At 75.0% G+C, this 25458-nt stretch carries 21 protein-coding genes and 3 tRNA genes; 20 read left to right on the top strand and 4 right to left on the bottom strand.

Annotated features, from left to right (window positions below; all coding sequences use genetic code 11):
- Positions 1-10 precede the first annotated feature (10 nt).
- From gltX to AC3RJ9_RS03990, 8 genes are all read left to right on the top strand, one after another.
- Complete coding sequence (gene gltX / locus AC3RJ9_RS03955) at positions 11-1588, top strand: glutamate--tRNA ligase (RefSeq protein WP_036312937.1); 1578 nt, start codon at positions 11-13, stop codon at positions 1586-1588.
- The gene (locus AC3RJ9_RS03960) at positions 1585-2382 is read left to right on the top strand and encodes an HAD family hydrolase (protein ID WP_036312934.1); all 798 of its coding nucleotides are present in this window, start codon (positions 1585-1587) and stop codon (positions 2380-2382) included. Before gltX ends, AC3RJ9_RS03960 begins: the two co-directional genes overlap by 4 nt.
- Before the next feature lie 119 nt (positions 2383-2501).
- Positions 2502-2573: transfer RNA gene (locus AC3RJ9_RS03965), tRNA-Gln, on the top strand.
- 55 nt (positions 2574-2628) lie between these two features.
- A tRNA-Glu gene (locus tag AC3RJ9_RS03970) sits at positions 2629-2701 on the top strand.
- Positions 2702-2830: 129 nt separating this feature from the next.
- Positions 2831-2903 (top strand) — tRNA-Glu (locus AC3RJ9_RS03975).
- 106 nt (positions 2904-3009) lie between these two features.
- On the top strand, positions 3010-4818 hold the full coding sequence (locus AC3RJ9_RS03980) for a dynamin family protein (protein ID WP_123244088.1): 1809 nt from the start codon (positions 3010-3012) through the stop codon (positions 4816-4818).
- Entirely contained in the window at positions 4815-6569 is a 1755-nt protein-coding gene (locus AC3RJ9_RS03985) for a GTPase (protein WP_063190350.1), read from the top strand. Before AC3RJ9_RS03980 ends, AC3RJ9_RS03985 begins: the two co-directional genes overlap by 4 nt.
- Positions 6566-7714: a thiamine-phosphate kinase gene (locus tag AC3RJ9_RS03990; RefSeq protein WP_123243946.1), complete on the top strand. Its 1149-nt coding sequence runs from the start codon at positions 6566-6568 to the stop codon at positions 7712-7714. The genes AC3RJ9_RS03985 and AC3RJ9_RS03990 overlap by 4 nt, the downstream gene beginning before the upstream one ends.
- A gap of 27 nt (positions 7715-7741) precedes the next feature.
- On the opposite strand, the gene AC3RJ9_RS03995 is transcribed toward AC3RJ9_RS03990, so the two are convergent.
- Both AC3RJ9_RS03995 and AC3RJ9_RS04000 read right to left on the bottom strand, forming a co-directional pair.
- Positions 7742-9208 (bottom strand): UDP-glucose dehydrogenase family protein, encoded by a 1467-nt coding sequence (locus tag AC3RJ9_RS03995; protein WP_123243947.1) that lies wholly within the window; start codon positions 9206-9208, stop codon positions 7742-7744.
- 123 nt (positions 9209-9331) lie between these two features.
- Positions 9332-10108: an IclR family transcriptional regulator gene (locus tag AC3RJ9_RS04000; protein WP_123243948.1), complete on the bottom strand. Its 777-nt coding sequence runs from the start codon at positions 10106-10108 to the stop codon at positions 9332-9334.
- A 229-nt stretch (positions 10109-10337) separates the two neighbouring features.
- Here AC3RJ9_RS04000 and leuC point away from each other — a divergent pair, with 229 nt between their 5' ends.
- From leuC to AC3RJ9_RS04030, 6 genes are all read left to right on the top strand, one after another.
- Positions 10338-11792: a 3-isopropylmalate dehydratase large subunit gene (gene leuC, locus AC3RJ9_RS04005; protein WP_036338082.1), complete on the top strand. Its 1455-nt coding sequence runs from the start codon at positions 10338-10340 to the stop codon at positions 11790-11792.
- 3 nt (positions 11793-11795) lie between these two features.
- Positions 11796-12401 (top strand): 3-isopropylmalate dehydratase small subunit, encoded by a 606-nt coding sequence (gene leuD, locus AC3RJ9_RS04010; RefSeq protein ID WP_036338085.1) that lies wholly within the window; start codon positions 11796-11798, stop codon positions 12399-12401.
- 172 nt (positions 12402-12573) lie between these two features.
- Positions 12574-13902, top strand: coding sequence for a UDP-N-acetylglucosamine 1-carboxyvinyltransferase (murA, locus tag AC3RJ9_RS04015; protein ID WP_002856412.1), 1329 nt, complete (start codon positions 12574-12576; stop codon positions 13900-13902).
- Positions 13903-13982: 80 nt separating this feature from the next.
- Positions 13983-14657 (top strand): lysophospholipid acyltransferase family protein, encoded by a 675-nt coding sequence (locus tag AC3RJ9_RS04020; protein ID WP_123243965.1) that lies wholly within the window; start codon positions 13983-13985, stop codon positions 14655-14657.
- Positions 14654-15691, top strand: coding sequence for an NAD(P)H-dependent glycerol-3-phosphate dehydrogenase (locus AC3RJ9_RS04025; protein ID WP_036382068.1), 1038 nt, complete (start codon positions 14654-14656; stop codon positions 15689-15691). Before AC3RJ9_RS04020 ends, AC3RJ9_RS04025 begins: the two co-directional genes overlap by 4 nt.
- Positions 15688-16827, top strand: coding sequence for a D-alanine--D-alanine ligase family protein (locus AC3RJ9_RS04030; RefSeq protein ID WP_144868744.1), 1140 nt, complete (start codon positions 15688-15690; stop codon positions 16825-16827). The genes AC3RJ9_RS04025 and AC3RJ9_RS04030 overlap by 4 nt, the downstream gene beginning before the upstream one ends.
- A gap of 28 nt (positions 16828-16855) precedes the next feature.
- Here the strand turns inward: AC3RJ9_RS04030 and AC3RJ9_RS04035 are convergent, their stop codons facing one another.
- Positions 16856-17335, bottom strand: coding sequence for a DUF3515 family protein (locus AC3RJ9_RS04035; RefSeq protein ID WP_063190356.1), 480 nt, complete (start codon positions 17333-17335; stop codon positions 16856-16858).
- Between the two features lie 89 nt (positions 17336-17424).
- Between AC3RJ9_RS04035 and AC3RJ9_RS04040 the strand changes: the two genes are divergently transcribed.
- From AC3RJ9_RS04040 to rsmD, 4 genes are read left to right on the top strand one after another with little or no spacing between them, the layout of a single operon-like run.
- Positions 17425-18549 carry an LCP family protein gene (locus AC3RJ9_RS04040; RefSeq protein WP_095347298.1) on the top strand — a complete coding sequence of 375 codons (1125 nt, stop codon included), beginning with the start codon at positions 17425-17427 and terminating at the stop codon, positions 18547-18549.
- Positions 18546-19586 carry a DAK2 domain-containing protein gene (locus AC3RJ9_RS04045; RefSeq protein ID WP_144868749.1) on the top strand — a complete coding sequence of 347 codons (1041 nt, stop codon included), beginning with the start codon at positions 18546-18548 and terminating at the stop codon, positions 19584-19586. The genes AC3RJ9_RS04040 and AC3RJ9_RS04045 overlap by 4 nt, the downstream gene beginning before the upstream one ends.
- Positions 19576-21768: an ATP-dependent DNA helicase RecG gene (locus AC3RJ9_RS04050; protein ID WP_144868752.1), complete on the top strand. Its 2193-nt coding sequence runs from the start codon at positions 19576-19578 to the stop codon at positions 21766-21768. Before AC3RJ9_RS04045 ends, AC3RJ9_RS04050 begins: the two co-directional genes overlap by 11 nt.
- A 3-nt stretch (positions 21769-21771) precedes the next feature.
- Positions 21772-22335, top strand: a complete 564-nt coding sequence (gene rsmD, locus AC3RJ9_RS04055; RefSeq protein ID WP_063190358.1) for a 16S rRNA (guanine(966)-N(2))-methyltransferase RsmD — start codon at positions 21772-21774, stop codon at positions 22333-22335.
- 237 nt (positions 22336-22572) lie between these two features.
- Here rsmD and AC3RJ9_RS04060 read toward each other — a convergent pair whose 3' ends face one another.
- The gene (locus AC3RJ9_RS04060) at positions 22573-23826 is read right to left on the bottom strand and encodes an aminotransferase class I/II-fold pyridoxal phosphate-dependent enzyme (RefSeq protein ID WP_210079323.1); all 1254 of its coding nucleotides are present in this window, start codon (positions 23824-23826) and stop codon (positions 22573-22575) included.
- 132 nt (positions 23827-23958) lie between these two features.
- On the opposite strand from AC3RJ9_RS04060, the gene coaD reads away from it, so the two are divergent.
- Both coaD and galU read left to right on the top strand, forming a co-directional pair.
- Positions 23959-24432 carry a pantetheine-phosphate adenylyltransferase gene (gene coaD, locus AC3RJ9_RS04065; protein ID WP_336638599.1) on the top strand — a complete coding sequence of 158 codons (474 nt, stop codon included), beginning with the start codon at positions 23959-23961 and terminating at the stop codon, positions 24430-24432.
- A gap of 68 nt (positions 24433-24500) precedes the next feature.
- A complete protein-coding gene (gene galU / locus AC3RJ9_RS04070) occupies positions 24501-25415 on the top strand; it encodes a UTP--glucose-1-phosphate uridylyltransferase GalU (protein ID WP_078026050.1) in 915 nt (304 codons plus the stop codon).
- Positions 25416-25458: the final 43 nt, after the last annotated feature.

Here is a 25458-nt window from a genome sequence, read left to right on the forward strand (position 1 = left end):
CAGGGGCATCATGACTGACGCCACCGCTCCCGTGTCCGAGAACGCCCCCGCCCCCTTCGCCGACGTCCCCCAGGTGGACGCCGAGACCCCCGTGCGCGTGCGCTTCGCCCCCTCGCCCACCGGCACCCCCCACGTGGGGCTGATCCGCACCGTCCTGTTCAACTGGGGCTGGGCGCGGCACACCGGCGGCACCCTCGTGTTCCGCATCGAGGACACGGATGCCAAGCGCGACTCGGAGGAGTCCTACCAGCAGCTGCTCGAGGCGATGCGCTGGCTCGGGATCGACTGGGACGAGGGCGTCGAGGTCGGCGGCCCGCACGAGCCGTACCGTCAGTCCCAGCGCGGGCAGATCTACGCGGACGTGATCGAGAAGCTCAAGGCCGGCGGATACATCTACCCGTCCTACTCGAGCCCCGAGGAGACCGAGGCCCGTCACCGGGCCGCCGGCCGCGACCCCAAGCTCGGCTACGACGGCCACGACCGCGACCTCACGGACGAGCAGATCGCCGCCTTCGAGGCCGAGGGCCGCGCGCCGGTCTGGCGGCTGCGCATGCCGGACGAGGACATCACCTTCACCGACCTGGTGCGCGGGGAGATCACCTTCAAGGCCGGCTCCGTGCCGGACTTCGTGGTGGTGCGCGCGGACGGCTCGCCGCTGTACACCCTCGTGAACCCGGTGGACGACGCGCTCATGGGCATCACCCACGTGCTGCGCGGCGAGGACCTGCTCTCCTCCACTCCGCGCCAGATCGCGCTCTACCGCGCCCTGTACGCGATCGGCGTCGCCCGGTACATGCCGGTGTTCGGCCACCTGCCCTACGTGATGGGCGAGGGCAACAAGAAGCTGTCCAAGCGCGATCCGCAGGCCAACCTGTTCCTGCACCGGGACAACGGCTTCATCCCGGAGGGCCTGCTGAACTACCTCGGCCTGCTGGGCTGGTCCCTCTCCGCGGACGAGGACATCTTCACCCCGCAGCAGTTCGTGGAGCACTTCGACGTGCACAAGGTGCTGGCCAACCCCGCCCGCTTCGACGAGAAGAAGGCGATCGCGATCAACGGCACGCACGTGCGCATGCTCGACGTGGCCGACTTCCGGGACCGTCTCGTGCCCTACCTGCACGCGGCCGGCCTCGTGGGCGAGCACCTGACGGAGCGGGAGATGCAGATCCTCACCGCCGCGGCCCCGCTCGTGCAGGAGCGCGTGCAGCTGCTCGGCGAGGCCGTCGAGATGCTCGCCTTCCTCTTCACGGCGGACCGGGACGTCCGGACGGCCGAGGGCGCCCTCAAGGGCATGCCGGCGGACCTGGGGGCCGCCGTCGCCGCGGCCCGGGAGGCGCTGGCCGCCCTGCCCGAAGACGAGTTCACCACCGAGCGGATCGAGGCGGCGCTGCGGGCCGCCCTCATCGACGGCCTGGGCCTCAAGCCGCGCCAGGCGTTCGGCCCCGTGCGCGTCGCGGTGACCGGCCGCAAGGTGTCCCCGCCGCTCTTCGAGTCGCTCGAGATCCTGGGCCGCGACTCCGCGCTCGCCCGCCTGGACCGCTTCGCCGCGGAGCAGGGCCTGGACCAGGACCGGCCCACCGACGCATGAGCCGGGGCGCCAGCACGACGCCGGCCGGCGGGTCCGCGGGCGCGCCCGCGCCGCCGGCCTGGGACGCCGTCCTCTTCGACCTGGACGACACGCTGCTGGATCTGCGCTCCGCCCAGCACGCCGCGTTCGACGCGACGGTGCGCCGGCAGTGGGCCGGGGCCGCCGACGTCGACCCGGCGGTGCTGGCTGAGGCCACCGACGCCTTCGCGTCCGACGCCGGCGGCCACTACGGGCGCTACGTGGCCGGGGAGCTGACGTTCGAGGAGCAGCGGCTGGCCCGCGTGGCCGACGCCCTGCGCGCGCTCGGCGTGCCCGAGGACGCGGCGACCCCGCTCGACGGCCTGTGGACCACCGACTACGAAGAGGTCGTGCGCGGGCACTGGGCGCTGTTCCCCGCGACCGTCGACGTCCTCGCCGAGGTGCGGGGAACAGGCCGTGGCGTGGGGATCGTCACGAACAACGTGGAGGCCTACCAGCGCGGCAAGGCCGACGCCCTCGGTCTGGAGTGGGTCGAGGTGCTGATCGGCTCGGACACGGCCGGGGCCCCGAAGCCGGACCCGGCCCCCTTCCTGGCCGGCTGCTCCCGCCTGGGCACGGACCCGGGACGCACCCTCATGGTGGGGGACAGCCTGCGTCACGACGTCGAGGGGGCCCGGTCGGCGGGGCTCGTTCCGGTGTGGATGAGCCCCGACGCCCCCGCCCACGGCGGGGCGGAGGAGCCGCTCTGGGACGAGGAGCACGCATGCTGGCGGATGCGGGCGATCGGCGGGCTGCGGACCTGGCTGGCGGCCTGACCCGCCGATTTTGCACACGTCGCCCGGAGGGTGTAGAGTTCTTACTCGTTGCCGGAGAGATCCGGGAACACAGAGCTCATGAATATGATGCACATCGGTCAGGCATGCTTGACCGACAGTGGGGTATGGTGTAATTGGCAACACAACGGTTTCTGGTACCGTCATTCTAGGTTCGAGTCCTGGTACCCCAGCGAGTCTTCGGACTCAGTGAACGCGCACGGGCGGAGACGCTCGGACGTGGCGCACGGCCCCATCGTATAGCGGCCTAGTACGCCGCCCTCTCACGGCGGTAACGCGGGTTCAAATCCCGCTGGGGTCACGCAGTCGCCGCCCGGTCCTCGGACCGGAACGGCACGGGCGGATGAACGCATCCGTCGCCTGAACAGGAGACGCAGGCGCAGCAGAAGGTCTCCACGGCATCGCTTCCGCACACGCGGACAGCGCGCTCGGCCCCATCGTATAGCGGCCTAGTACGCCGCCCTCTCACGGCGGTAACGCGGGTTCAAATCCCGCTGGGGTCACCCGAGTGACAGGAAGCCCGGTCCCTGCGGACCGGGCTTCCGTCGTCTCCGTCCGCCGGGCCGGCGGGATGGGCGGCCGGCGCGCGCCCGTGAGACGATGGCCCACGTGCCACACACGGATCAGAACGCCCCAGACCTCGGCGTCGACACGGCCGTCCGCCGCGTGCGCGAGCACCTCGCCGCGCTCGAGCTGCCCTTCGAGACCGTCACCGCAGGGCAGGACCGCGCCGAGCGAGAGCGCACCCTGCACCAGATCGACGACTACGTGCTGCCCCGCCTCGACTCGCTCGACGCGCCGCTGCTGGCCGTCGTCGGCGGCTCCACCGGTGCGGGCAAGTCCACGCTGGTGAACGCGCTCGTCGGCCACGAGGTCTCCCGCTCCTCCGCCCTGCGGCCCACCACGCGGCAGCCGCTGCTGCTGCACAACCCCGCCGACGCCCACTGGTTCACGGGCCCGCGGGTGCTGCCCGACCTCGCCCGCGTCAGCGTGCACCGCGACGCGGCCGCCGGCCCCGTCGAACCCGACCAGTCCGCGATGGACACGGTCGCGCTCGTGGCCGAGCCCGCACTGCCGTCAGGCATCGCCCTCGTGGACGCCCCGGACATCGACTCCGTGGCGGACCAGAACCGCGCGCTGGCCCGGCAGCTCCTCGAAGCCGCCGACCTGTGGATCTTCACGACGACGGCGCACCGCTACGCCGACGCCGTGCCCTGGCAGCTGCTGGACGAGGCCGCCGCCCGCGACATCACCGTGGCCGTCGTGCTCGGCCGCGTGCCCGAGGGCGCGGCGGAGGACATCACCCCGGACCTGCGGCGCATGCTCACCGAGCGCGGCCTCGCCGACGCCCGGATCCACGTGATCCCCGAGACCCGCTTCGACGAGCGCGGTCTGCTCCCGCAGGAGCACGTCGCGGGCCTGCGCGCCTGGCTCGAGACCCTCGCCGCCGACGCCCAGGCGCGCGGCGCTGTCGCCCGCCGGACCGTGGACGGCGTGCTGGGCCAGCTGGCCGCCCGCGTCGCCGACCTGGCCCGCGCCGAGGAGGAGCAGCGGCATGCCGCGGACCTGCTCGCCCGGATCGTGGGGGACTCCACGGACCAGGCCGTCGGCCGGGTCCGTGAGGCCACCTCGGACGGCACGCTGCTGCGCGGCGAGGTGCTCTCCCGCTGGCAGGACTTCGTCGGCACGGGGGAGTTCTTCCGCGGCGTCGAGACCACGATCGGCCGGCTGCGGGACCGCCTCGGCGCCCTGGTGCGCGGGGGCCCGGCCCCGCCCGAAGAGGTCGAGACCGCGCTCGAGACCGGCCTGCACGCCGTGATGGTCGAGGCGGCTGCCGCGGCCGCCGAGCAGATCGAGCGGCGTTGGGCGTCCGAGCCGGCGGGCCGGGCCCTCGTGGCCGGGCGCGACCTGGGCGCCCTGACGCCGGATGCGTCGGCGCGGGCGGCCGACGTCGTGCGGGACTGGCAGTCGGACGTGCTGGCGCTGATCCAGGAGGAGGGTGCGGGCAAGCGCACGCGCGCCCGCCTGGCGGCCACCGGCGTGAACGGTGCGGCCGTGGCCCTCATGATCATCTCGTTCGCCTCCACCGGCGGACTCGCGGGCATCGAGGTCGGCATCGCCGGCGGCGCCGCCGTCGTCGGTCAGAAGCTGCTCGAGTCGATCTTCGGCGAGGACGCCGTGCGCCGCATGGCCCGGCGTGCCGATGAGCTGCTCGAGCGCCGCGTGCGGGCCTTCCTCGAGACCGTGCTCGCGGACCGCTTCCTGCCGCTGCTCCACCTCGAGCGCGAGCCGCAGGCCACCGAGGAGCTGCGCGCCCTCGTGCCGGTGCTGCGCCGCGGGGTGGCCGCCGGCGTCGACGGCCCGACCGGGCCCGAGCACGCCCCGTCCGCCGCCGAGGCGGGGGAGGAGCCCCGATGAGCCGCAGCGACACCCCCGCCCTGGCCCCCCGCCTGGACGCCCTCGGCGAGGCCGCCGAGCTGGCCGCGGGTCGCCTGCCCGAGGACGTCGTGGCCGGGGCCGACGCCGTCGTGCGCGCGGCCGGGGAGCGCCAGGCACTCTCCGCGGAGCACACCGTGGTCGGGTTCTTCGGGGCGACGGGCTCCGGCAAGTCCTCCCTGTTCAACGCGCTCACCGGCCGCGACCTGGCCCGCGTGGCCGCCACCCGGCCCACCACGTCCGAGCCGCTCGCCGCGGTCTGGGGCGTGGGCCGGGGACAGGGGCTGGACCCGGAGCACGGCGACGGCACCGGCGAGGGCGGCGGTGCGGCCGCGCTGCTCGACTGGCTCGGCGTGCGCCGCCGCCACCTGCTGGACGAGGCGCCCGTGCTCGACGACGGCCGCCCCGGCTTCCTCGGCTTCGGCCGCCGTGACGGCGCCGACGCCACCGGCCTGATCCTGCTGGACCTGCCGGACATCGACTCGGTCGAGCGGGGCAACCGCGAGATCACCTCCCGGCTGGCCGGCCACGTGGACGTGCTGGTGTGGGTCGTGGACCCGGAGAAGTACGCGGACGCTGTGCTGCACCGCGAGTTCCTGGCGACCATGGGCTCGCACGCGGCCGTGACCCTCGTGCTGCTCAACCAGGTGGACCGGCTCTCGGTGCGTGACCGGGACGTCGTGCTGGCCTCGCTGCGCCGGATGCTCTCGGGGCACGGCCTCGGCGATGTCAGGGTGCTGCCCGTGTCCGCGCGCACGGGGGAGGGCCTGGAGGAGGTCGGCCGGCAGGTCGCGGCGATCGTCGCCCAGCGCGGCGCGGCCGCCGAACGCCTGGGCGCGGACGTCGCGGCCCGTGCCGCGGACCTCGCCGCCGCCTCGGGCGAGGGCGAGCCGGCCGGCGTCGGGCCCGGGGACGAGCAGCGGCTCGGGCGCGAGCTGGCCGTGGCCGGCGGCGTGCCGGCCGTCGTCCGGGCGGTCGAGGGCTCGTACCGGCTGCGTTCGGCCAAGCGCACCAGCTGGCCCGTGCTGCGCTGGATGCACTCCTTCCGCGCGGACCCCCTGCGGCGCCTGCACCTGATGCCCGAGAGCGCCGCCCCCCGCCGCGACCGGGACGAGGTCGCCCGCGACCCCGCGCTGCACCGCACCTCCCTGCCCGAGCGCTCGGGCACCCAGCGGGCCGTCGTCGACGGCGCGGTCCGCACGCTGGCCGCCGCGGCCGGCGCGGGAGCCTCCGAGCCGTGGGCCGCCGCCATCCGCCGCGCGGGCCGGGAGCACGCCGAGGAGCTCCCCGGCGCCGTGGACCAGGCGATCGCCGCCACCGACCTCGGGGCCGGTCGGGGCAGCTGGTGGCACCCCGTGCTGGACGTGCTGCAGTGGCTCGCCCTCCTCACCGCCGTCGTCGGCGCCGGCTGGCTGGGCGTCCTCGCCCTGGCTGGGTACCTGCAGTTCCCCCTGCCGCCCGCCCCCACGGTCGAGGGCTTCCCCCTCCCGACGCTGCTGCTCGTCGGCGGCCTCGCGCTCGGCGTGCTCCTGGCCCTGCTGGCGATCCCCCTGACCCGGTGGACCGCCGCGGCGCGGGGACGCCACGCGCGCCGCCGCCTCGAGGAGGCGACCACCGACGTCGGCCGGCGGCTCGTCGTCGACCCGGTGCGCGCCGAGGTGGACCGCTTCCGCGCCTTCCGCGACGCCCTCGCCCGGGCCTCCGGCGCCCCGGTCCGGCGGGGCCGCCGATGACGGTGCGCGACCCCGCGGCCGCGGCGGGGGCGACCGTCGGCGACCTCACGGAGGCCGAGCTGCTGGAGGTCGTCCTGACCGGGCTCGCTCCCGCCGTCCGGGACGGCCACTGGCCCGCCGGCACCGTCGCCCCGGGCGACGACGCCGCCCTCGTGCCGGCGCCCCGCGGCGGGACGCTCATCTCCACCGACGCGATGGGGGAGGGCACGGACTTCCTGCACCGCTGGCCCGCCGGCCCCCGCACCCGCGGCCACGACGCCGGCTGGAAGGCCGTCGCCCAGAACCTCTCGGACGTCAACGCGATGGGCGGGACCGCCTCCGCGCTCGTCACCGCCCTCACCCTGCCGCCGACGACGCCGGTCGCCTGGGTGCGGTCGTTCGCCGCGGGCATCGTGGGCGCGGTGCGTCACCTCGGCGCGCCGGACTGCCGGGTGGCCGGGGGCGACCTGGGCACCGGCGGACGGGTCCACGCCGCGGTGACGGTGCTCGGGGACCCGCACCCCGGCGGAGAGCTGTGCCGCACGCCGGCCGCGGCGGACCGGGACCGCGTGCTCGCCGAGGGCGCCGACCTCGTCCATGCCCAGGCGGTGCCGGACGGTCCCCGGGCCGCCGCGCCTCCGGGGCCGGGGTGGGCCGCCGCCGGGCTCACCCTGCTGCTCACCGACCGCGCGGAGCTGGAGCGACGGGCGGACGCCCTCCCCGCCGCCGACCGGCCGTCACCGCGGGAGCTCGCCCGCGCCGTCCGCGCCCAGCTGCGACCCCGCCCGCCGCTGGCCCTCGGGCCCGCCGCGGTGACGGCCGGCCTGCTCACCCTCATGGACGTCTCCGACGGCCTGGGCAAGGACGCGCACCGCATGGCGGCCGCCACCGGCGGGACCGGCCCCGCGCCGGCACCGTGGCTGGACGAGGCCTGGCTGGCGGAGGCCGCCGCACCCCTGCGCCGCGTGGCCGCCCTGGCCGGGGCCAGCCCGGAGGCGCTCGTGACCGGCGGGGGCGAGGACTACGGCCTCCTGGGGCTGGCGTGGCCCGAGACCGAGCTGCCCCGGGGGTTCACGCGGATCGGCCGGCTCGTGCCGGCCGGGGCCCGGCCGCCGGCCGGGCACCGGCCCCTGTCCGAGTCCGGCTGGGACCCGTTCGCCGGCTGAACGCCCGGGCCGGGGTCCGCGGGCGGGTCAGGCCGCGCGGAGGAGTCGCTCCGGGTCGAAGCGGTGGCCGAGGCCGATGACGTCCCACCCGTGCTCGCGCCACGCGGCGACGTCCAGGACGTTGCGCCCGTCGATCAGCAGGCGGGAGGCCACGCGTGCGCCCACGGCGTCCGGATCCATCTCGCGGAACTGGCGCCACTCGGTCAGCAGCAGGGTCAGCTCGGCGCCGTCCACGGCCGCCTCGAGCGAGTCCACGTAGTCGAGCCGCGGGAAGCGGGCGGCCGCGTTGGCGTTGCCCTCCGGGTCGTACACCCGGACGTCGGCGCCGGCCGTGTAGAGACGGTTGGCGACGTCGAGGGCGGGGGAGTCCCGGACGTCGTCGGAGTCCGGCTTGAACGTGACGCCCAGCACGGCGATCCGCGTGCCGTTGAGCACCTGCACGCTCGCCGGGGTGGGGGCGGGCCCGGAGGCCTCGGCCCGGCGGATGCGGCCGTCGCGAGCCGCGGAGAGCACCTGCACCGCCAGGTCCACCACGCGGTCGCGGCGGCGCAGGTTGATGTCATCCACCTCCGCCAGGAACCGCATGGTCCGGTCCAGGCCCAGCTCGGAGACGCGGGCCTGGAGCGCGCGGATGTCCTTGGGCAGGCAGCCGCCCCCGAAGCCCACGCCCGCGTTGAGGAACCGGCGTCCGATCCGCGCGTCGTGGCCGATCGCGTCCGCGAGGGTGCCGATGTCCCCGCCCACGTTCTCGGTGATCTCCGAGAACGCGTTGATGAACGAGATCTTCGTGGCCAGGAAGGCGTTGGCGGCCACCTTCACCAGCTCGGCCGTCTCGAGGTCTGTGCTGATCCACGGGGTGTCGGCCGCGAGCTGCCGCGCGTAGACGCGGCGCAGGATGCCCTCGGCGCGGGGCCCGTGCATGCCGATGACGAGGCGGTCCGGGGTGAGCGTGTCCCTCACGGCGAAGCCCTCCCGGAGGAACTCGGGGTTCCAGGCGAGCTCGACCTCGCCCGGCAGTCCGGCCTCGGCGCGCACGGTGCGCACGAGCTCGGCCAGGCGGCGCGCGGTGCCCACGGGCACGGTCGACTTGCCGACGATCAGTGCGTCGCGGTCGATCGCCGCGGCGAGGGAGGCGACGGCGGCGTCCACATAGCTCAGGTCCGCCGCGGTCTCGCCCACCTTCTGCGGGGTGCCGACGCCGATGAAGTGGACGTCCGCCCAGCGGGCCGCCTCCGCGACGTCGGTGGTGAAGCGCAGCCGCCCGGAGGCGACGTGGGTGCGCAGCAGCTCGGGCAGGCCGGGTTCGTGGAAGGGCACCTCGCCGCGGGCCAGGCGCTCGATCTTGGCCGGGTCCACGTCCACGCCGAGGACCTCGAAGCCCAGCTCGGCCATGCAGGCGGCGTGTGTGGCGCCCAGATAGCCCGTGCCGATCACGGACAGCCGCGGCGCGGCCTCCTGCTCGGCGGGGGCGGCGGGCGCGGTCGTCTCGGTCACAGCGGACTCCTCGGTGGTGCGGGGGGCGGCGGTCGGGGACCTGGTTGACGCTAGGCCCCGCGGGTGAACGCGGGAAGAACGGGGTGTCTCCGCGGCGCGTCCCGTCGGTGGCGCGGGCGGGCCTCAGGCCTCGCCGGCGCGGATGAGCTCGGTGAGCCGCGTCGCGGCGGAGACGACGGCGTCCGCGTGCAGCCGGCCCGGCTGCCGGGAGAGCCGTTCGAGGGGGCCGGAGATCGAGACCGCCGCGATGACGCGTCCGCTGGGGCCGCGCACCGGTGCGGACACCGAGGCGACCCCGGGCTCGCGCTCGGCCAGGGACTGGGCCCAGCCGCGCCGCCGCACCGCCGCGAGGACGGTGGGTGTGAACACGGCGCCGGCCAGCCCCTCGACGAGCCGCTCGTGGTCCTCCCAGGCCAGGAGCACCTGCGCGGCGGAGCCGGCCTTCATGGACATGCGGGCGCCCACGGGGATGGTGTCGCGCAGGCCCCAGGGCCGCTCCGCGCTGGCCACGCACACGCGGGCGTCCGCCTGCCGACGGAACACCTGGGCACTCTCTCCCGTGGCGTCGCGCAGCCACAGCAGCACCGGACCGGAGGCCGTGGTGAGCCGGTCCTCGCCGGCGGCGGAGGCGAGCTCGGCCAGGCGGGTGCCCAGCACGTAGCGGCCCTGCAGGTCCTTGCCCACCATGCGGTGGTGCGTGAGGGCGGCCGCGAGCCGGTGCAGCGTGGGCCGCGCGATCCCGGTGGCGGTGACGAGCTGGGCGAGCGTGGCCGGGCCGGACTCGAGCGCGTCGAGGATCGCCACCGACTTGTCCACCACGCCGACGCCGCTGGGATGCCGGTGGAGCGAGGGGCCGATGAGGTCGTCCTCGGTGGGCGGGCGCACGGGCTCGGTGGTCATGGGGTGATCGTAGTCGTCTCACTGCTCGGACGGACCGGGGGTGTCGGTGTGCGTCGCATGTGACCGGGCCGGCCGGGGCCAGGTCCGGCATGTGAGACGAAATCTCACGATATGGAATATCGCGCCGCGTGGTCGAGAACGGCCCCGCCGCGCCCCACAGTGGTCCGTGAGCACCGGCGCCCCGCGCCGGGCGACGACCGACAGGTGCGTGAGCAGGAAGGTGCGGCACATGACGACGGCGACGACGCGGCCCAGGACGCTGGCCGAGAAGGTCTGGGACGAACACGTGGTGGTGCGTGGCGAGGGCGAGGGCGCCTCCCGCACCCCCGACCTGCTCTACATCGACCTGCACCTCGTGCACGAGGTGACGAGCCCGCAGGCCTTCGAGGGGCTGCGTCTGGCCGGGCGTCCGGTGCGCCGGCCCGACCTGACCATCGCCACGGAGGACCACAACACCCCGACGCTGGACATCGACCAGCCGATCGCGGATGCCACCTCGCGCACGCAGATCGAGACCCTGCGGGCCAACTGCGCCGAGTTCGGCGTCCGCCTGCACCCGTTGGGCGACGCCGAGCAGGGCATCGTCCACGTCGTCGGCCCCCAGCTGGGTCTGACCCAGCCCGGCCTCACCGTGGTCTGCGGCGATTCCCACACCTCCACCCACGGCGCGTTCGGCGCCCTGGCGTTCGGCATCGGCACCTCCGAGGTCGAGCACGTCCTGGCCACCCAGACCCTGCCGCTGAAGCCCTTCAAGACCATGGCGGTCACCGTGGACGGCACGCTGCGCCCGGGTGTGACGGCCAAGGACATCATCCTCGCGGTCATCGCGAAGATCGGCACGGGCGGGGGCCAGGGCTTCGTGCTCGAGTACCGCGGTGAGGCCATCCGGAACCTCTCCATGGAGGGCCGGATGACCATCTGCAACATGTCCATCGAGGCCGGCGCCCGCGCCGGCATGGTCGCCCCGGACGAGACCACCTTCGCCTACCTGAAGGGCCGTCCCCATGCCCCCGAGGGCGACGACTGGGATGCCGCCGTCGAGCACTGGCGCACCCTCGCCACGGACGAGGGTGCCGAGTTCGACGCCGAGGTGGTCATCGACGCGGACACGCTGGAGCCGTTCGTCACGTGGGGCACCAACCCGGGGCAGGGCGTGAGCCTGAACGACACCGTCCCCGCGCCCGAGGACTTCGCCGACCCGGTGGCCCAGGAGGCGGCCCGCAAGGCACTGTCCTACATGGACCTGGCCCCCGGCACCCCGATGAAGCAGGTCGAGGTCGACACCGTGTTCATGGGCTCGTGCACCAACTCCCGCATCGAGGACCTGCGGGCGTTCGCCGAGGTCGTCCGGGGCCGACGCAAGGCCGAGGGGCTGCGCGTCATGGTCGTGCCGGGCTCGGCGCGCGTGCGTCTGCAGGCCATGGACGAGGGCCTGGACAGGGTGTTCGAGGACTTCGGGGCCGAGTGGCGGTTCGCCGGCTGCTCCATGTGCCTGGGCATGAACCCGGACCAGCTCTCCCCGGGGGAGCGCTGCGCGTCCACCTCCAACCGCAACTTCGAGGGCCGGCAGGGCAAGGGCGGGCGCACCCACCTGGTGTCCCCGGTGGTCGCCGCGGCCACCGCCGTGCTGGGCCGCCTCGCCAGCCCGTCCGACCTGCCCGCCCTCACCCCCCAGGAGGCCTGAGCCATGGAGAAGTTCACCACCCACACCGGCGTCGGCGTGCCGCTGCGCGCCTCGAACGTGGACACGGACCAGATCATCCCGGCCGTGTACCTCAAGCGGATCTCCCGCACGGGCTTCGAGGACGCCCTGTTCGCCGGCTGGCGCCAGGACCCCGACTTCATCCTGAACACCGAGCCGTTCAGCGGAGGCACCGTGCTCGTGGCGGGCTCGGACTTCGGCACCGGCTCCTCGCGCGAACACGCCGTGTGGGCGCTCAAGGACTACGGCTTCCGCGCCGTGATCTCCCCGCGCTTCGCGGACATCTTCCGCGGCAACTCCGCCAAACAGGGGCTCGTCGCGGCCCAGGTGGAGCAGGAGGACGTCGAGCGCATCTGGAAGGAGCTGGAGAACCGTCCCGGGACCCCGGTCACCGTGGACCTCGTCACACGCACCGTCGAGTGCGGGGATGTGACCGCCCCCTTCCAGATCGACGACGACACCCGTCACCGGCTGCTCGAGGGCCTGGACGACATCGCCGTCACCCTGGGGCACCAGGCCGAGATCGACGCCTACGAGGCGGACCGCCCCGCGTACAAGCCCACCACCCTGCCGGCCCGCACGGCCGGCTGACCGGCCGCCGCCGGGAGCGCACCATTGCCGCGCGTGCCCGGCGACGCCCTATGCTGGGAGGCGATTCCGGGACCGCCCGCCGCACACGGCGGGCGGTCCCGTTCAGAGACCTCCCCGCTCCGGCGGAGTGGCCGAGACCGTGGCCCTGCGGCCGCGCTGAGGAAGGACGCGCATGGCGAAGCTCTTGACCATCCATGGCGGCAAGCCGCTGACCGGTGAGGTGACCGTGCGCGGCGCCAAGAACCTGGTGCCCAAGGCCATGGTGGCCGCCCTGCTCGGCAACTCGCCGTCCGTGCTCCGGAACATCCCCGAGATCAAGGACGTGGACGTCGTCAGCTCCCTCCTCGAGATCCACGGCGTGTCCGTGGAGTGGGACAAGGAGACCGGGCGGATCACGATGGACCCGGCCGGGGTGAAGTCGGCCCTGACCGCCGAGATCGACGCCCACGCCGGCGACTCGCGCATCCCGATCCTCTTCTGCGGCCCGCTCATGCACGCGATCGGGGAGGCCTTCATCCCCGACCTCGGCGGCTGCAAGATCGGCGACCGCCCGATCGACTACCACCTGGCCGTGCTGCGCAACTTCGGCGCCGTCGTGGACAAGCGCCCGGGCGGCATCTCCATCTCCGCCCCCAAGGGCCTGCACGGCGCCAAGCTCGAGCTGCCGTACCCCTCCGTCGGAGCCACCGAGCAGGTGCTGCTGACCGCTGTGAAGGCCGAGGGCATCACCGAGCTCAAGGGCGCCGCCGTCGAGCCGGAGATCCACGACCTCATCGCCGTCCTGCAGAAGATGGGCGCGATCATCACCGTGCAGACGGACCGCACCATCCGCATCGAGGGCGTGAGCGAGATGCGCGGCTACAACCACATCGCGCTGCCCGACCGCAACGAGTCCGCCTCGTGGGCCTCCGCCGCCCTGGCCACCCGGGGGGACATCTACGTCCGCGGCGCCGAACAGCGCGACCTGACGGCGTTCCTGAACACCTACCGCAAGATCGGCGGCGAGTTCGACGTCGTCGACGACGGCATCCGGTTCTGGCACGCCGGCGGCGATCTCAACCCGCTCGTGCTCGAGACGGATGTGCACCCCGGCTTCATGACCGACTGGCAGCAGCCCCTCGTGGTGGCGCTGACCCAGGCCAAGGGGGTCTCCATCGTGCACGAGACCGTGTACGAGAACCGCTTCGGCTTCACCGACGCCCTCGTGCGGATGGGCGCCTCCATCCAGCTGCACCGCGAGTGCCTCGGCTCCGTGCCGTGCCGCTTCGGTCAGCGCAACTTCCTGCACTCGGCCGTGATCTCCGGCCCGACGCCGCTGCACGGCGTCGAGTTCGACATCCCGGACCTGCGCGGCGGCTTCTCCCACCTGATCGCCGCCCTCACCGCCGAGGGCACCTCCACGGCGACGGGCCTGGAGATCATCAACCGCGGCTACGAGCACTTCATGGCGAAGCTCGAGGGCCTCGGCGCCGACGTCGAGCTGACCGAACGCGACCGGTGAGCGGCGTGGACGCGCAGAGCCCTGCCGCCGCGGGGGGTCGTCCGACGCGTGCCGCGCGGGCCCCCTACGTGATCCCGGGGGTGATCGTGCGACCGGCGATGCGGGCCCTCGTCCGCCAGGTGTGGGAGGGGACCGAGCACCTGCCCGAGACCGGCGCGATCCTCGCCGTCAACCACATCTCGGAGGTGGACCCGCTCTCCGTGGCCCACATGGTCTACAACCAGGGCCTGCTGCCGACCTTCCTCGCCAAGGCCGAGCTCTGGAAGGTGCCCGTGCTCAAGCAGGTCCTCGAGGCCACCCGCATGATCCCGGTCGAGCGCACCCGCGACGGCGGCCGCTCGCTCGCCGCCGCCCGCGAGGCCGTCGCCACGGGCCGGGCGATCATCGTCTACCCGGAGGGCACCGTCACCCGCGATCCCGACGGCTGGCCCATGGCCGGGCGCAACGGGGCCGTGCGCCTCGCCCTGCAGACCGGCGCCCCGCTCATCCCCGTCGGTCAGTGGGGCATCCAGGAGCTGCTGCCGTACGGCGGCCGCTCCCTCCGCGTCCTCCCGCGCAAGACCGCCCGGATCCGGGTCGGCGCGCCCGTCGACCTCGCGGACCTGCGGGACGGCCCCGTGACGGCGGCGACCCTGCGCGAGGGCACCGGCCGCATGATGGCCGCGATCACCGACCTGGTCGCCGAGCTGCGCGGAGAACCGGCCCCGGAGGGTCGCTGGGATCCCGCGACCGGAGCGCGGGTGATCGGGGCATGAGCGATCCGCGCACCGTCGCCGTCCTCGGGGCCGGCAGCTGGGGGTCGGCCTTCGCCCGCGTCCTGGGCCTGAGCACCAGCCCCGAGTCCGCCCGCGCGTCCGAGATCGTGATGTGGTCCCGGCGGGCCGAGGTCGCCGAGGCCATCACCGAGCGACACGAGAACCCCGAGTACCTGCCCGGCATCACCCTGCCCACCTGCGTGCGCGCCGTCACCGACGCCGCCGAGGCGGTCCGGGGCGCCGGCGTCGTGGTGGTGGCCGTGCCCGCGCAGCACGTGCGCGAGACGCTGCGCACCGTGCGCGCCGACCTGGCCCCGGACGCCGTCGTGGTCTCCCTCGTCAAGGGCCTCGAGCGCGGCACCGACGCGCGGATGTCGCAGGTCTGCGCCGAGGAGCTGGGCCTCAGCCCGGACCGGTTCGCGGTGGTCTCCGGACCCAACCTCGCCCTCGAGATCGCGCGCGGCGAGCCCACCGCCACGGTGGTCGCCTCGGCCTCGCGCGCGACGGCGGAGCGCATCGCCGCCCTCACGGCCGGCCGGACCTTCCGGCCCTACACGAACACGGACGTCGTGGGCGTGGAGATCGGCGGCGTGGTGAAGAACGTCATCGCGCTCGCCGTGGGCATCTGCGACGGGCAGGGGCTGGGGGACAACTCCAAGGCCTCCGTCATCACCCGGGGCCTGGCCGAGACCACCCGGCTGGCCGTCGCGCTCGGCGGCGACCCGGCCACCATGGCCGGGCTCGCCGGCCTGGGCGACCTCGTGGCCACGTGCGCCTCGCCCCTGTCCCGCAACCGCACGGCCGGCCGCCACATCGGCACCGGCCTCAGCGCGGAGGAGGCGGTGGCCGCCATGAGCCAGACGGCCGAGGGCATCAAGTCCGTCTCCGCCATCGTGCACGCCGCCCGCGCCCACGGTGTGGAGATGCCCATCAGCGAGCTGATGGACCGGGTGGTCGCCGGGGACGTGGCCGTGGACCGCCTCGCCGAGCTGCTGCTCGCCCGTGACCTGAAGTCGGAAGGACGCACCGCATGACCGCCATCCCCGCCCCGGAGGCCGCTGCCGGCGCGCGTCCCCGCGTGCTCCTGCTCTTCGGCGGCCGCTCGAGCGAGCACCCCATCAGCTGCGTGACCGCGGCGGGTGTGCTGCACGCGGCCGACCGTCAGCGCTGGGACGTCGTGCCGGTGGGCGTGGCCCGCTCCGGCCTGTGGTCGCACGACGAGCTGGACGTGGCCTCGTTCCGCCTGGACGGCGACGTCCTGCCGGAGGTGCCGGAGCCCGAGGCCCCGGTGAGCCTGCGCGCCCTGCCGGACGGCACCGTCGAGCTGACCGCGGCCGACGGCTCCTCGCTGGGCCCCGTGGACGTCGTGTTCCCGCTGCTGCACGGCCCCTGGGGCGAGGACGGCACCCTCCAGGGCATGTTCGAGTCGCTGGGTCTGCCCTACGTGGGCTGCGGCGTGCTCGCCTCCGCGGTCGGCATGGACAAGCACTTCATGAAGGTCGCCTTCCAGGCCGCCGGCCTCGAGGTCGGCCCGTGGGAGACCATCACCGCCCGCGACTGGGCGCGCGATCCGGAGGCGGCCCTCGCCCGCGCCGGGGCGCTCGCCTACCCGCTGTTCGTCAAGCCCGCCCGCGCCGGCTCGTCCTTCGGCATCACCCGCGTCACCGAGCCCGCGGGTCTGCGCGCCGCCGTCGAGGAGGCCCGTCGCTTCGACCCCAAGGTCGTGGTGGAGGCGGGCATCGTCGGCCGCGAGATCGAGTGCGCCGTCCTCGACGGGCACGGCGCCGCCGCCCCGCGCGCCTCGCTGCCGGGGGAGATCGTCGTGGCCCACGACGAGGGCGAGACGCAGTTCTACGACTTCGAGTCGAAGTACCAGGACACCGGCAGCACCCAGCTGTCCTGCCCGGCCGAGCTGCCGGGGGAGGAGATCGAGCGGCTGCGCGCCCTGGCGATCCGCGCCTTCGAGGCCGTGGACGCGTCCGGCCTGGGCCGCTGCGACTTCTTCTTCACCCCGGACGGGCGCTGGGTGGTCAACGAGATCAACACCATGCCGGGCTTCACGCCCATCAGCATGTACCCGGCCATGTGGGAGCGGACGGGCCTGTCCTACGACGATCTGATCTCGGAGCTGCTGGACCTCGCCCTCGAGCGGGGCGTCGGCCTGCACTGACGCGGCCCGCGGCCGGCCCGCGCCGGTCTCAGCCGACGGGTGTGGCGTCCTGCACGCTGACGCAGCCGCCGCTGGGCTCGATCTGCGCGACCGCCGAGGACAGGCCCACCATCACGGTGTCCGAGCTGGCCTGGTCCTTGCCGAACAGCACCTCCACGGCCGGGTCACGGCCGTAGGTGGTGATCCGCCAGTTCTCGTCCTCGTCCCGGATGACCCAGTCGATCCCGTCCACGGAGATGCAGCGGTCCGTGGTGGGGCCGGGGACCTCGGCGCCGCAGCGCAGGACGACGGCGGCCGGGTCACCCCACACGGCCGTCGCCTGGCTGTCGGTGGGGCGCAGGTCGAGGTCGCCCAGGGCGTCGGGCATGGCCACCATGGCCGGGGCACACGCCGGGTCAGCGGCGTGGGGCGCGGCCTCCACCGTGGCCACCCGTCCGGTGCAGGCCGTGGCGCCGAGGGCGATCGCGGTCAGGAGGGGCACGAGACGACGCAGACGGCGGGATTCCATCCGCCCAGGATACGTGCGGCGCCGGGACCCGCGGGGGCCCGTGCCCTAGCATGGGCGGGACCGTTCCCGTCCCCGCCTCAGGAGCCCACGTGAGCAGCACCGCGGACCCCCGCCCCCGCCCCCCGCAGGAGGACGTCGCCGTCGGGCGGCGCCGTCGTCGTCGCCGCCCGTGGCTGATCGCCCTGGCGGTGGTGCTCGTGGCGCTGCTGGCCGTGGGCATCGCGGCGGCGGTGTACGTCGGCGGGATCGCCCGGATCATCGACCAGGACACCCAGCGCTTCGACGGCGGCGCGTTCCCCGCCGAGTCGGGCCGCCCGGGCGCCGCGGGGGCGTCCGCCCAGCAGCCCACCGCGCCGCCGCCCGGCATGGACGCGGACCAGGCCGCCGAGGGCGCCCAGGGCCCCGTCGCCCCGGACGCGGACGAGAAGGCGGACGAGCAGGCCCTCGACGTGCTGCTCGTCGGCGAGGACGCGGGCGCGGAGGGCCGTGACTCCGCCGGCCGGTCGGACACCCTCATGTGGGTCCACGTGCCCGGGGACCGCAGCGAGATCCAGGTCATGTCCATCATGCGCGACATGTGGGTGCCGATCCCGGGACACGGGGACCACAAGGTCAACGCCGCCTACCAGTACGGCGGCATCCCGCTGACGGTGGCCACCGCGGAGAACATGTTCCAGGCACGCGTGGACCACGTGATCGCCGTGGACCTCGCCGGCTTCAAGGGCCTCGTGGACGCCCTGGGCGGCGTCAGCGTGGACAACCCCAGCGCCTTCGTCTCGACCGGCGGCATCGACTTCCCCGCGGGCACCGTGCAGATGGACGGGGACAAGGCCCTGGCCTACGCGCGGGAGCGGTACAACCTGCCGCGCAGCGACTTCGACCGTGTGGAGAACCAGCAGCGCCTGGTCAAGGCCATCGTGGCCGCGTTCCTCTCCCGCGACACCCTCTCGGACCCGAGCCGCGTGCAGGCCGCCGTCGAGGAGTTCGCCCCCTTCCTGACCCTCGACGACGAGCTCGACTCGAGCACCCTCGCGAACCTGGCGTGGTCCCTGCGCGACGCGCGCGACGCCCCGATCGTGACCAGCACGGTGCCGTCCGTGGGCGTGGGCTACACGGACACCGGCGAGGACGTCGTGTGGCCGGACTGGGCGGCGATCGCCCGCCTCGGCGAGGGCATCCGCACCGGCACCCTGGGGGAGGCCGTCGCGCAGTGAGCACGCCGTCCCGGCCGTCACTGGTACGGCACTGGCTCGCGCTCGCGGAGGAGCTCGTGGGCCGGGCCGCGCCGCGACTCGACGCCCTGAACCTCTTCCCGGTCCCGGACGCGGACACGGGCACGAACATGCTCGCCACGCTGACGGCGGCCCGCACCGCGGCCGACGCCTGCCCCGCACAGGACGACGTCGGCGCCGTGCTCGCGCACGCGGGCGCGGCCGCGCTGGACTCGGCCCGGGGCAACTCGGGCATGCTGCTCGCGGTCAGTCTGGCGGGGATGGCCGAGCCCCTGCGCGGCCGGGAGCGCGTCGACGCGTTCGCCCTGGCGGCGGCGTTCGGAGCCGCCGACCGGGCCGCCCGGCAGGCCCTGTCGGATCCGCGCGAGGGGACGATCCTCACGGTGCTCTCCGCGGCCGCCCGCAGCCTCGCGCGCTCGTCCACCCAGGCCCCCGACACGCCCGCGGTGGCCGGGGACGCGGACCCGGCCGTGCGGCTGGGCCCGGCCGTGACCGTCATGCTGGCCGACTGCGTGCAGGCCGTGGAGGAGACCGAGTCGTTGCTCGCCCCGCTGACCCGGGCGCACGTCGTGGACGCCGGCGCCGTCGGGCTGCTCTGGGTGTTCGAGGCGCTGCGCGCCGTCGTCACGGGCACGCCCGTGGACGAGGAGCTGGCCACCGCCCTCCCCGGCTACGTCGAGGGCGTCCACGCCGCGGAGGGCGAGCCCGCTGCCGAGGCGGAGGCGTCGGCCGAGGGGGCCGTCGAGGTGATGGGCACCCTGACGCTCACCCCGCTCGCCGCGGCCGAGCTGCGCCGACGGCTGACCGACGTGGGGGACGCCGTGATCCTCGCCCCCGTCGGGACCGCCCGTGACGCGCAGGGCCGGGTGCCGTGGCGGGTCCACGTGCACGTGCCCCGCGCCGAGGACGCGATCGGCCCCCTGCGGGCCGCCGGCGACGTGGAGGGCCTGGCCGTCACCGACCTGGCCGAGCCGTCGCACGGCGACGACGCCGCACCGGATGGGTGCCATGGCCGCTGAGGCCCCCGTCACCGACCTGCCCCTGTCCGAGGTGCTGGGCGGGAAGCTGCCCGCCCGCCTCGAGAAGGAGCTCGGGCTGACCACGGTCGGGGAGCTGCTGGACCACGTGCCGCGCCGCTGGATCGAGCGCGGCGAGCTCACCCCCATCGCCGCGCTGCCTTACGACGCCGAGGTGACCGTCGTCGCCGTCGTGGAGTCGGTGACCACGCGGCGCATGCACAGCCGGCCCGGGTTCATCGTGGACGTCACCGTCGCTGACCCGTCCGTGGCCGGCGTGCCGGGGGCGAGCCTGTCCATGGCCTTCTTCAACGGCCACGACGCCCGCCGCCGCCTCGCCCCCGGGATGACCGCCATGTTCCAGGGCCGCACGACCGAGTACCGCGGCCGGATCACGCTGAACAACCCGGACTTCGCCCTCCTGGACGACGACGTCGCCCCGGGGGAGGTGGACGTGCGACCGGTCCCGCTCTACCGGGCCACGGGGAAGCTGCCGTCGTGGACGGTCCGCTCCGCCGTCGCCCGGGTGCTCGAGACCGTCGACCTGGGACGGATCCCCGAGCTGCTCACCGAGCGGATCCGCGCGGAGGCCGCCGCGGCGCTCGACCTGGACGCGCCGCTGCCGGGCACCGCCCAGGCGTACCGGGACCTGCACGCCCCTCACGACGTCGCCGCCACCGGCCCGGCGCGGACCGCGCTGGCCCTGCGTGAGGCGCTGCTCGTCCAGGCCGCGCTCGCCTGGCGCCGGGACCGGGAGCGGGCGGTGCCCGCTGTGCCCCGCCCGCCGCGGCCCGGGGGCCTGCTCGAGGCCCTGGACGCCCGCCTGCCGTTCGCGCTGACGCCCGGCCAGGTGGCGGTGGGGGAGCAGCTGTCCGCCGAGCTGGCCCGGGACGCCCCGATGAGCCGGCTGCTGCAGGGGGACGTGGGCGCGGGCAAGACGCTCGTGGCCCTGCGGGCGATGCTGCAGGTCGTGGACGCCGGCGGCCAGGCCGCCCTGGTGGCGCCCACCGAGGTGCTCGCCGCCCAGCACCACCGTGCCCTGCTGCGCCTGATGGGCCCCCTCGCCGAGGCCGGCACCCTCGGGGCCGGCGACGGCCCGGCCACGAGGGTCGTGCTGGTCACCGGCTCGCTCAAGACCGCCGCACGCCGCGAGGCCCTGCTGGCCCTGGCCTCCGGCGAGGCCGGGATCGCCGTGGGGACGCACGCCCTGCTCTCCGAGAAGGTGGGCTTCGCCGAGCTGGCCCTGGCCGTCGTCGACGAGCAGCACCGCTTCGGCGTGGACCAGCGCGAGGCCCTGCGGCGGGCCAACCCCGGCACGCACCTGCTCGTCATGTCCGCCACGCCCATCCCGCGCTCCGTGGCGATGACGGTGTTCGGCGACCTGGACCTGTCGGTGCTCGAGGGGCTGCCCTCGGGGCGACAGCCGGTCACCACGCACGTGGCGCGGATGGCCCACGGCCCGCGCGTGATCGGCCGGGTGTGGGAGCTGATCGCCGAGCACGTGGCGGCCGGCCACCAGGCGTTCGTGGTGTGCCCGCGCATCGACCCCGACGACGCCGACCCGGGTCACGCCAACGTGGAGGAGATGACACCCCGGCTGCGGAGTCTCCCGGCGCTGGCGGGGCTGCGGATCGACGCCGTGCACGGGCGCATGGACCAGGCCGAGCAGGACGCGGCGATGCAGGCCTTCGCGCGCGGGGAGACGGACGTGCTCGTGGCGACCACCGTCGTGGAGGTGGGTGTGGACGTGCCCAACGCGACGGTCATGGCGATCCTCGACGCCGACGACTTCGGCCTGTCCACCCTGCACCAGCTGCGCGGCCGCGTGGGCCGCGGGCCCGGGGCGGCGGTCTGCCTGCTGGCCACGCGCCTGCCGGACGGGCACCCGTCGCTGCGCCGGCTCGAGGTCCTGGCCCAGGAGCAGGACGGCATGCGCATCGCGCAGGAGGACCTCGCGCAGCGCGGCGTCGGCGACGTGCTCGGCGCCGCCCAGTCCGGGCTGGCCTCGGGGCTGCGCCACGTGGACGTCATCGCCGACGCCCCGCTGATCGCCGTGGCCGCCGACGCCGTCACGCGCGTGATGGCGGCCGGCCCCGGGCTCTCCGCCCACCCGGCGCTCGCCGCCGAGGTGGCCCGCTGGGAGGCCGAGCACCTCACCGCCGCCGACTACCTCGAGAAGGGCTGAGCCATGTCCCGCATCATCGCCGGCGCGGCCGCCGGGCGGCCCCTGACCGCCGTCCCCGGCACCGGCACGCGCCCCACCACGGACCGCACCAAGGAGGCCCTGTTCTCGTGGCTCGAGGCCCGCGACTGGCTGGACGGGACGGCCGTGCTCGACCTCTACGCCGGCTCCGGCGCCCTGGGGTGCGAGGCCGCCAGCCGCGGAGCGGCATCGGTGCTGCTGGTCGAGCGGGACCGGAAGGCCGTGACCGCGTGCCGCGCGAACGCCGCGCTGGTCAACCGGGCGCGCGGGGCCGACGTCGTGCGCGTGCGCGCCGGGAGCGTGGAGCAGGCGCTCGCGGCGGAGGCCGCGCCCGTGGACCTGATCCTGGCCGACCCGCCGTACCCGGTGGCCGGCGCGCCGCTCGAGGCCGTGCTGGAGGCGGCGGCCGGGCGGCTTGCCCCGGGCGGGCTGTTCGTGCTGGAGCGGGCGGCCCGGGACGCGGCGCCGCGCCGGCCGCGCGGCCTCGAGGAGGTCGAGGTGCGCGTCTACGGCGAGACCGCCCTGTACCTCTGGCAGGACGAGCGCTGACCCCACCCACCCGTTTTCGTTCGGGAAACGGCGGCGTCTCGGCCCGTTTTCGTTCGGGAAACGGCGGCGTCTCGTCCCGTTCTCATTGGGGCGACGAGAGGGCGGAACGGACTGTGCTCAGCACCGAACCGCGAGCACGGCGGCCGCCGTTTCCCGAACGCAAGTGCTCCGGGGACCGCCGTTTCCCGAACGAAAATGCTCTGGGGGCCGCCGTTTCGTCAACGAAAGCGTCGGGGGTCAGGCCGCGCGCAGCCGCGGGGCCGCCTCGGCCAGGCGGCGCATCGCCTCGTCGATCGCATCCGGGGACTTGCAGAACGCCAGCCGCAGCCACGACCGCAGGTGGCCCCCGTCCGGGCGGCAGAGCGCGCCCACGGGGATGCCGGTGACGCCGGCCTCACGCGTCCACCGCACCGCGGCCTCGGCCGCGTCCGTCACACCCCACGGGGCCAGGTCCACGACGACGAAGTAGCCCGCCGCCGGGACGACCGGGTCCAGGCCCGCCTCCCGCAGGCCCGCCACGAGCCGATCCCGGGCGTCGCGGTACCGCTCGCGCTGGCCGGCGAGGTGCCGCTCGGCGTCGTCGGTGGGCAGGTAGGCACCCAGCGCGCGCTGGAAGGCGGGGCCGGAGGAGTAGGTGAGGAACTGCTTGACGGCGCGCGCGGCCCCGACGAGCTCGGCCGGGCCGGTCAGCCAGCCGACCTTCCAGCCGGTGACCGCGAACGCCTTGCCCGCGCTGGAGACCGTCAGGGCGATGTCCTCGGCGCCCGCGACCGAGCGCAGGCTGACGTGCTCGCCCTCGTAGACGAGGTGGTCGTAGACCTCGTCCGCGAGGATCAGCACGCCCCGGGACCGGCACAGGGCCACGAGCTCCTCGAGCAGCTCCCGGGGATAGACCGCGCCCGTGGGGTTGTGCGGCGTGTTCACGATGAGCAGGCGCGTGCGGTCGGTGATCGCGTCCGCCACCCGTGCCGGGTCCGGCAGGAAGTCCGGTGCCTCCACCGGCACGCTCACGTGCCGGCCGCCGGTCAGGGCGATCGTGGCGGCGTGCGAGTCGTAGAACGGCTCGACCGTGACGACCTCGTCGCCCGGGCGCACGAACGCCAGGACCGTCGCGGCGATGCCCTCGGTGGCACCCGTGGTGATCATGACCTGCGTGGCGGGGTCCTCCGTCACGCCCCAGTGGCGCCGGCGGTGCTCCGCGACGGCCTGCCGCAGCGCGGGGTCGCCCGTGCCGGGGGCGTACTGGTTGGGGCCCGCCAGCACGGCGTCGGCCGCCAGCCGCAGCAGCGCGTCGGGGCCGTCGGCGTCGGGGAAGCCCTGGCCGAGGTTCACGGCCCCGTGCTCGACGGCGAGGCCCGTCATCGTCTCGAACACGGTGGGCACGGGGCCGGCGTCGCCGAGCAGGCCCGCGGCCGCCGCCGTGCGACGCCACGGCGCGTCCACGTCGACGTCGTGCGGTGCTGCTCCGGGGGTGGGCTGGGTTCCGTCCATGGCCGCACTGTACCCATCGCCGCGGACCGCACACGGCGGCGCACGCCGCGCCCGGCAGGACCGCGACGCGCCGGAGCCGGACCGGACGGGCGTCCGTCGCCGCCCGGCGCGGCCCCCGCTAGGCTGGCACCCATGCGTCGTGCCGTCTGCCCTGGTTCGTTCGATCCCCTCCACAAGGGGCATGTCGAGGTGATCGCGCGAGCCGCGAACCTCTTCGAGGAGGTGGTGGTCGCCGTGTCCGCCAACCCGGCCAAGACGTACCGCTTCAGCGTGGACGAGCGCATCGCCATGATCGAGGCGACGGTGTCGTCCCTCGCCGGTGTCGCGGTCCGGCCCATGGGCCCGGGCCTGCTGGCTGAGTTCTGCCGGCAGATCGGTGCAGATGCGATCGTCAAGGGGCTGCGCGGCGGCGCCGACCTCGAGTTCGAGGCCCCGATGGCCGCGATGAACCGCCACCTCACCGGGGTCGAGACGGTCTACCTCCCGGCCGACACCCGGTACACCCACGTGTCCTCCTCGCTCATCAAGGAGGTCCACGGACTCGGCGGCGACGTCGCCGAGTTCGTCCCGGCCGCGGTCCTGCGCGGCCTCGACGGCGGGGCCTGACCCCGCCCGGCCCACCCGCGGGCCACCCTTCCGCTCGTCCCACCGCATCAACCGCAGGAGAACCGCCGATGACCGTCCCGCCCCCCTCCCGCCCCCGCACCCGCAAGGCCGTCATCCCGGCCGCCGGCCTGGGCACCCGCTTCCTGCCGGCCACCAAGGCCATGCCGAAGGAGATGCTGCCGGTGGTGGACCGGCCGGCCATCGAGTATGTGGTGACGGAGGCCCGGCGTGCGGGCCTCGCCGACGTGCTGATGATCACGGGCCGGAACAAGCGGGCCCTCGAGGACCACTTCGACCGCCATCCCGCGCTGGAGGCCGCGTTGGAGCACAAGGGCGACACCAAGCGGCTCGCGCAGATCCACGAGTCGGACCTGGTGGGGGACATCCACTACGTCCGTCAGGGCGAGGCCCTCGGGCTCGGCCACGCCGTGAACTGCGCACGCCGCCACGTCGGCGAGGAGCCGTTCGCGGTCCTGCTGGGCGATGACATCATCGGCGACGGCGAGGCGCTGCTCGAGCGCATGATCGACGTGCAGCAGCGCCTCGGCGGCTCCGTGATCGCCCTCATGGAGGTCCCGGAGGAGGCCGTCTCGGCCTACGGCGTGGCCGCGGTGCAGGCCGTGCCGGGGGAGGGCGACGACGTCGTCCGCGTCACCGACCTCGTGGAGAAGCCGGCCCGCGAGGACGCCCCCTCCACCCTCGCGATCATCGGCCGCTACGTGCTGGCCCCGCAGGTGTTCGACGTGCTGGACGAGACCCCGCCCGGCCGCGGCGGGGAGATCCAGCTCACCGATGCGCTGCAGAGGCTGGCCACGGAGGACGGTGAGGGCCGCGGCGTGCACGCCGTCGTCTTCGACGGCCGCCGCTACGACACGGGGGACAAGCTCGGCTATCTGCAGGCGGTCATCGAGTTCGGGACGCGGCACGAGGACCTCGGGGCCGACCTGCGGGCCTGGCTCCGGGAGTTCACCGCCGGGCTCTGAGCCGGGCAGGCGACGCGCGGGCCGCCGCCGGCTTTGGCCGAGG

This window comes from Micrococcus sp. 63XJN7_6_ISO-PGPR-S23-444, from assembly GCF_058072765.1.

Bases quoted from the DNA above. Each gene is read 5' to 3' on its own strand.
- gltX (WP_036312937.1), top strand. From the start codon at position 11: ATGACTGACGCCACCGCTCCCGTGTCCGAGAACGCCCCCGCCCCCTTC.
- AC3RJ9_RS03960 (WP_036312934.1), top strand. From the start codon at position 1,585: ATGAGCCGGGGCGCCAGCACGACGCCGGCCGGCGGGTCCGCGGGCGCG.
- AC3RJ9_RS03985 (WP_063190350.1), top strand. From the start codon at position 4,815: ATGAGCCGCAGCGACACCCCCGCCCTGGCCCCCCGCCTGGACGCCCTC.
- AC3RJ9_RS03990 (WP_123243946.1), top strand. From the start codon at position 6,566: ATGACGGTGCGCGACCCCGCGGCCGCGGCGGGGGCGACCGTCGGCGAC.
- AC3RJ9_RS04000 (WP_123243948.1), bottom strand. From the start codon at position 10,108: ATGACCACCGAGCCCGTGCGCCCGCCCACCGAGGACGACCTCATCGGC.
- leuC (WP_036338082.1), top strand. From the start codon at position 10,338: ATGACGACGGCGACGACGCGGCCCAGGACGCTGGCCGAGAAGGTCTGG.
- leuD (WP_036338085.1), top strand. From the start codon at position 11,796: ATGGAGAAGTTCACCACCCACACCGGCGTCGGCGTGCCGCTGCGCGCC.
- murA (WP_002856412.1), top strand. From the start codon at position 12,574: ATGGCGAAGCTCTTGACCATCCATGGCGGCAAGCCGCTGACCGGTGAG.
- AC3RJ9_RS04025 (WP_036382068.1), top strand. From the start codon at position 14,654: ATGAGCGATCCGCGCACCGTCGCCGTCCTCGGGGCCGGCAGCTGGGGG.
- AC3RJ9_RS04030 (WP_144868744.1), top strand. From the start codon at position 15,688: ATGACCGCCATCCCCGCCCCGGAGGCCGCTGCCGGCGCGCGTCCCCGC.
- AC3RJ9_RS04035 (WP_063190356.1), bottom strand. From the start codon at position 17,335: ATGGAATCCCGCCGTCTGCGTCGTCTCGTGCCCCTCCTGACCGCGATC.
- AC3RJ9_RS04050 (WP_144868752.1), top strand. From the start codon at position 19,576: ATGGCCGCTGAGGCCCCCGTCACCGACCTGCCCCTGTCCGAGGTGCTG.
- rsmD (WP_063190358.1), top strand. From the start codon at position 21,772: ATGTCCCGCATCATCGCCGGCGCGGCCGCCGGGCGGCCCCTGACCGCC.
- AC3RJ9_RS04060 (WP_210079323.1), bottom strand. From the start codon at position 23,826: ATGGACGGAACCCAGCCCACCCCCGGAGCAGCACCGCACGACGTCGAC.
- coaD (WP_336638599.1), top strand. From the start codon at position 23,959: ATGCGTCGTGCCGTCTGCCCTGGTTCGTTCGATCCCCTCCACAAGGGG.
- galU (WP_078026050.1), top strand. From the start codon at position 24,501: ATGACCGTCCCGCCCCCCTCCCGCCCCCGCACCCGCAAGGCCGTCATC.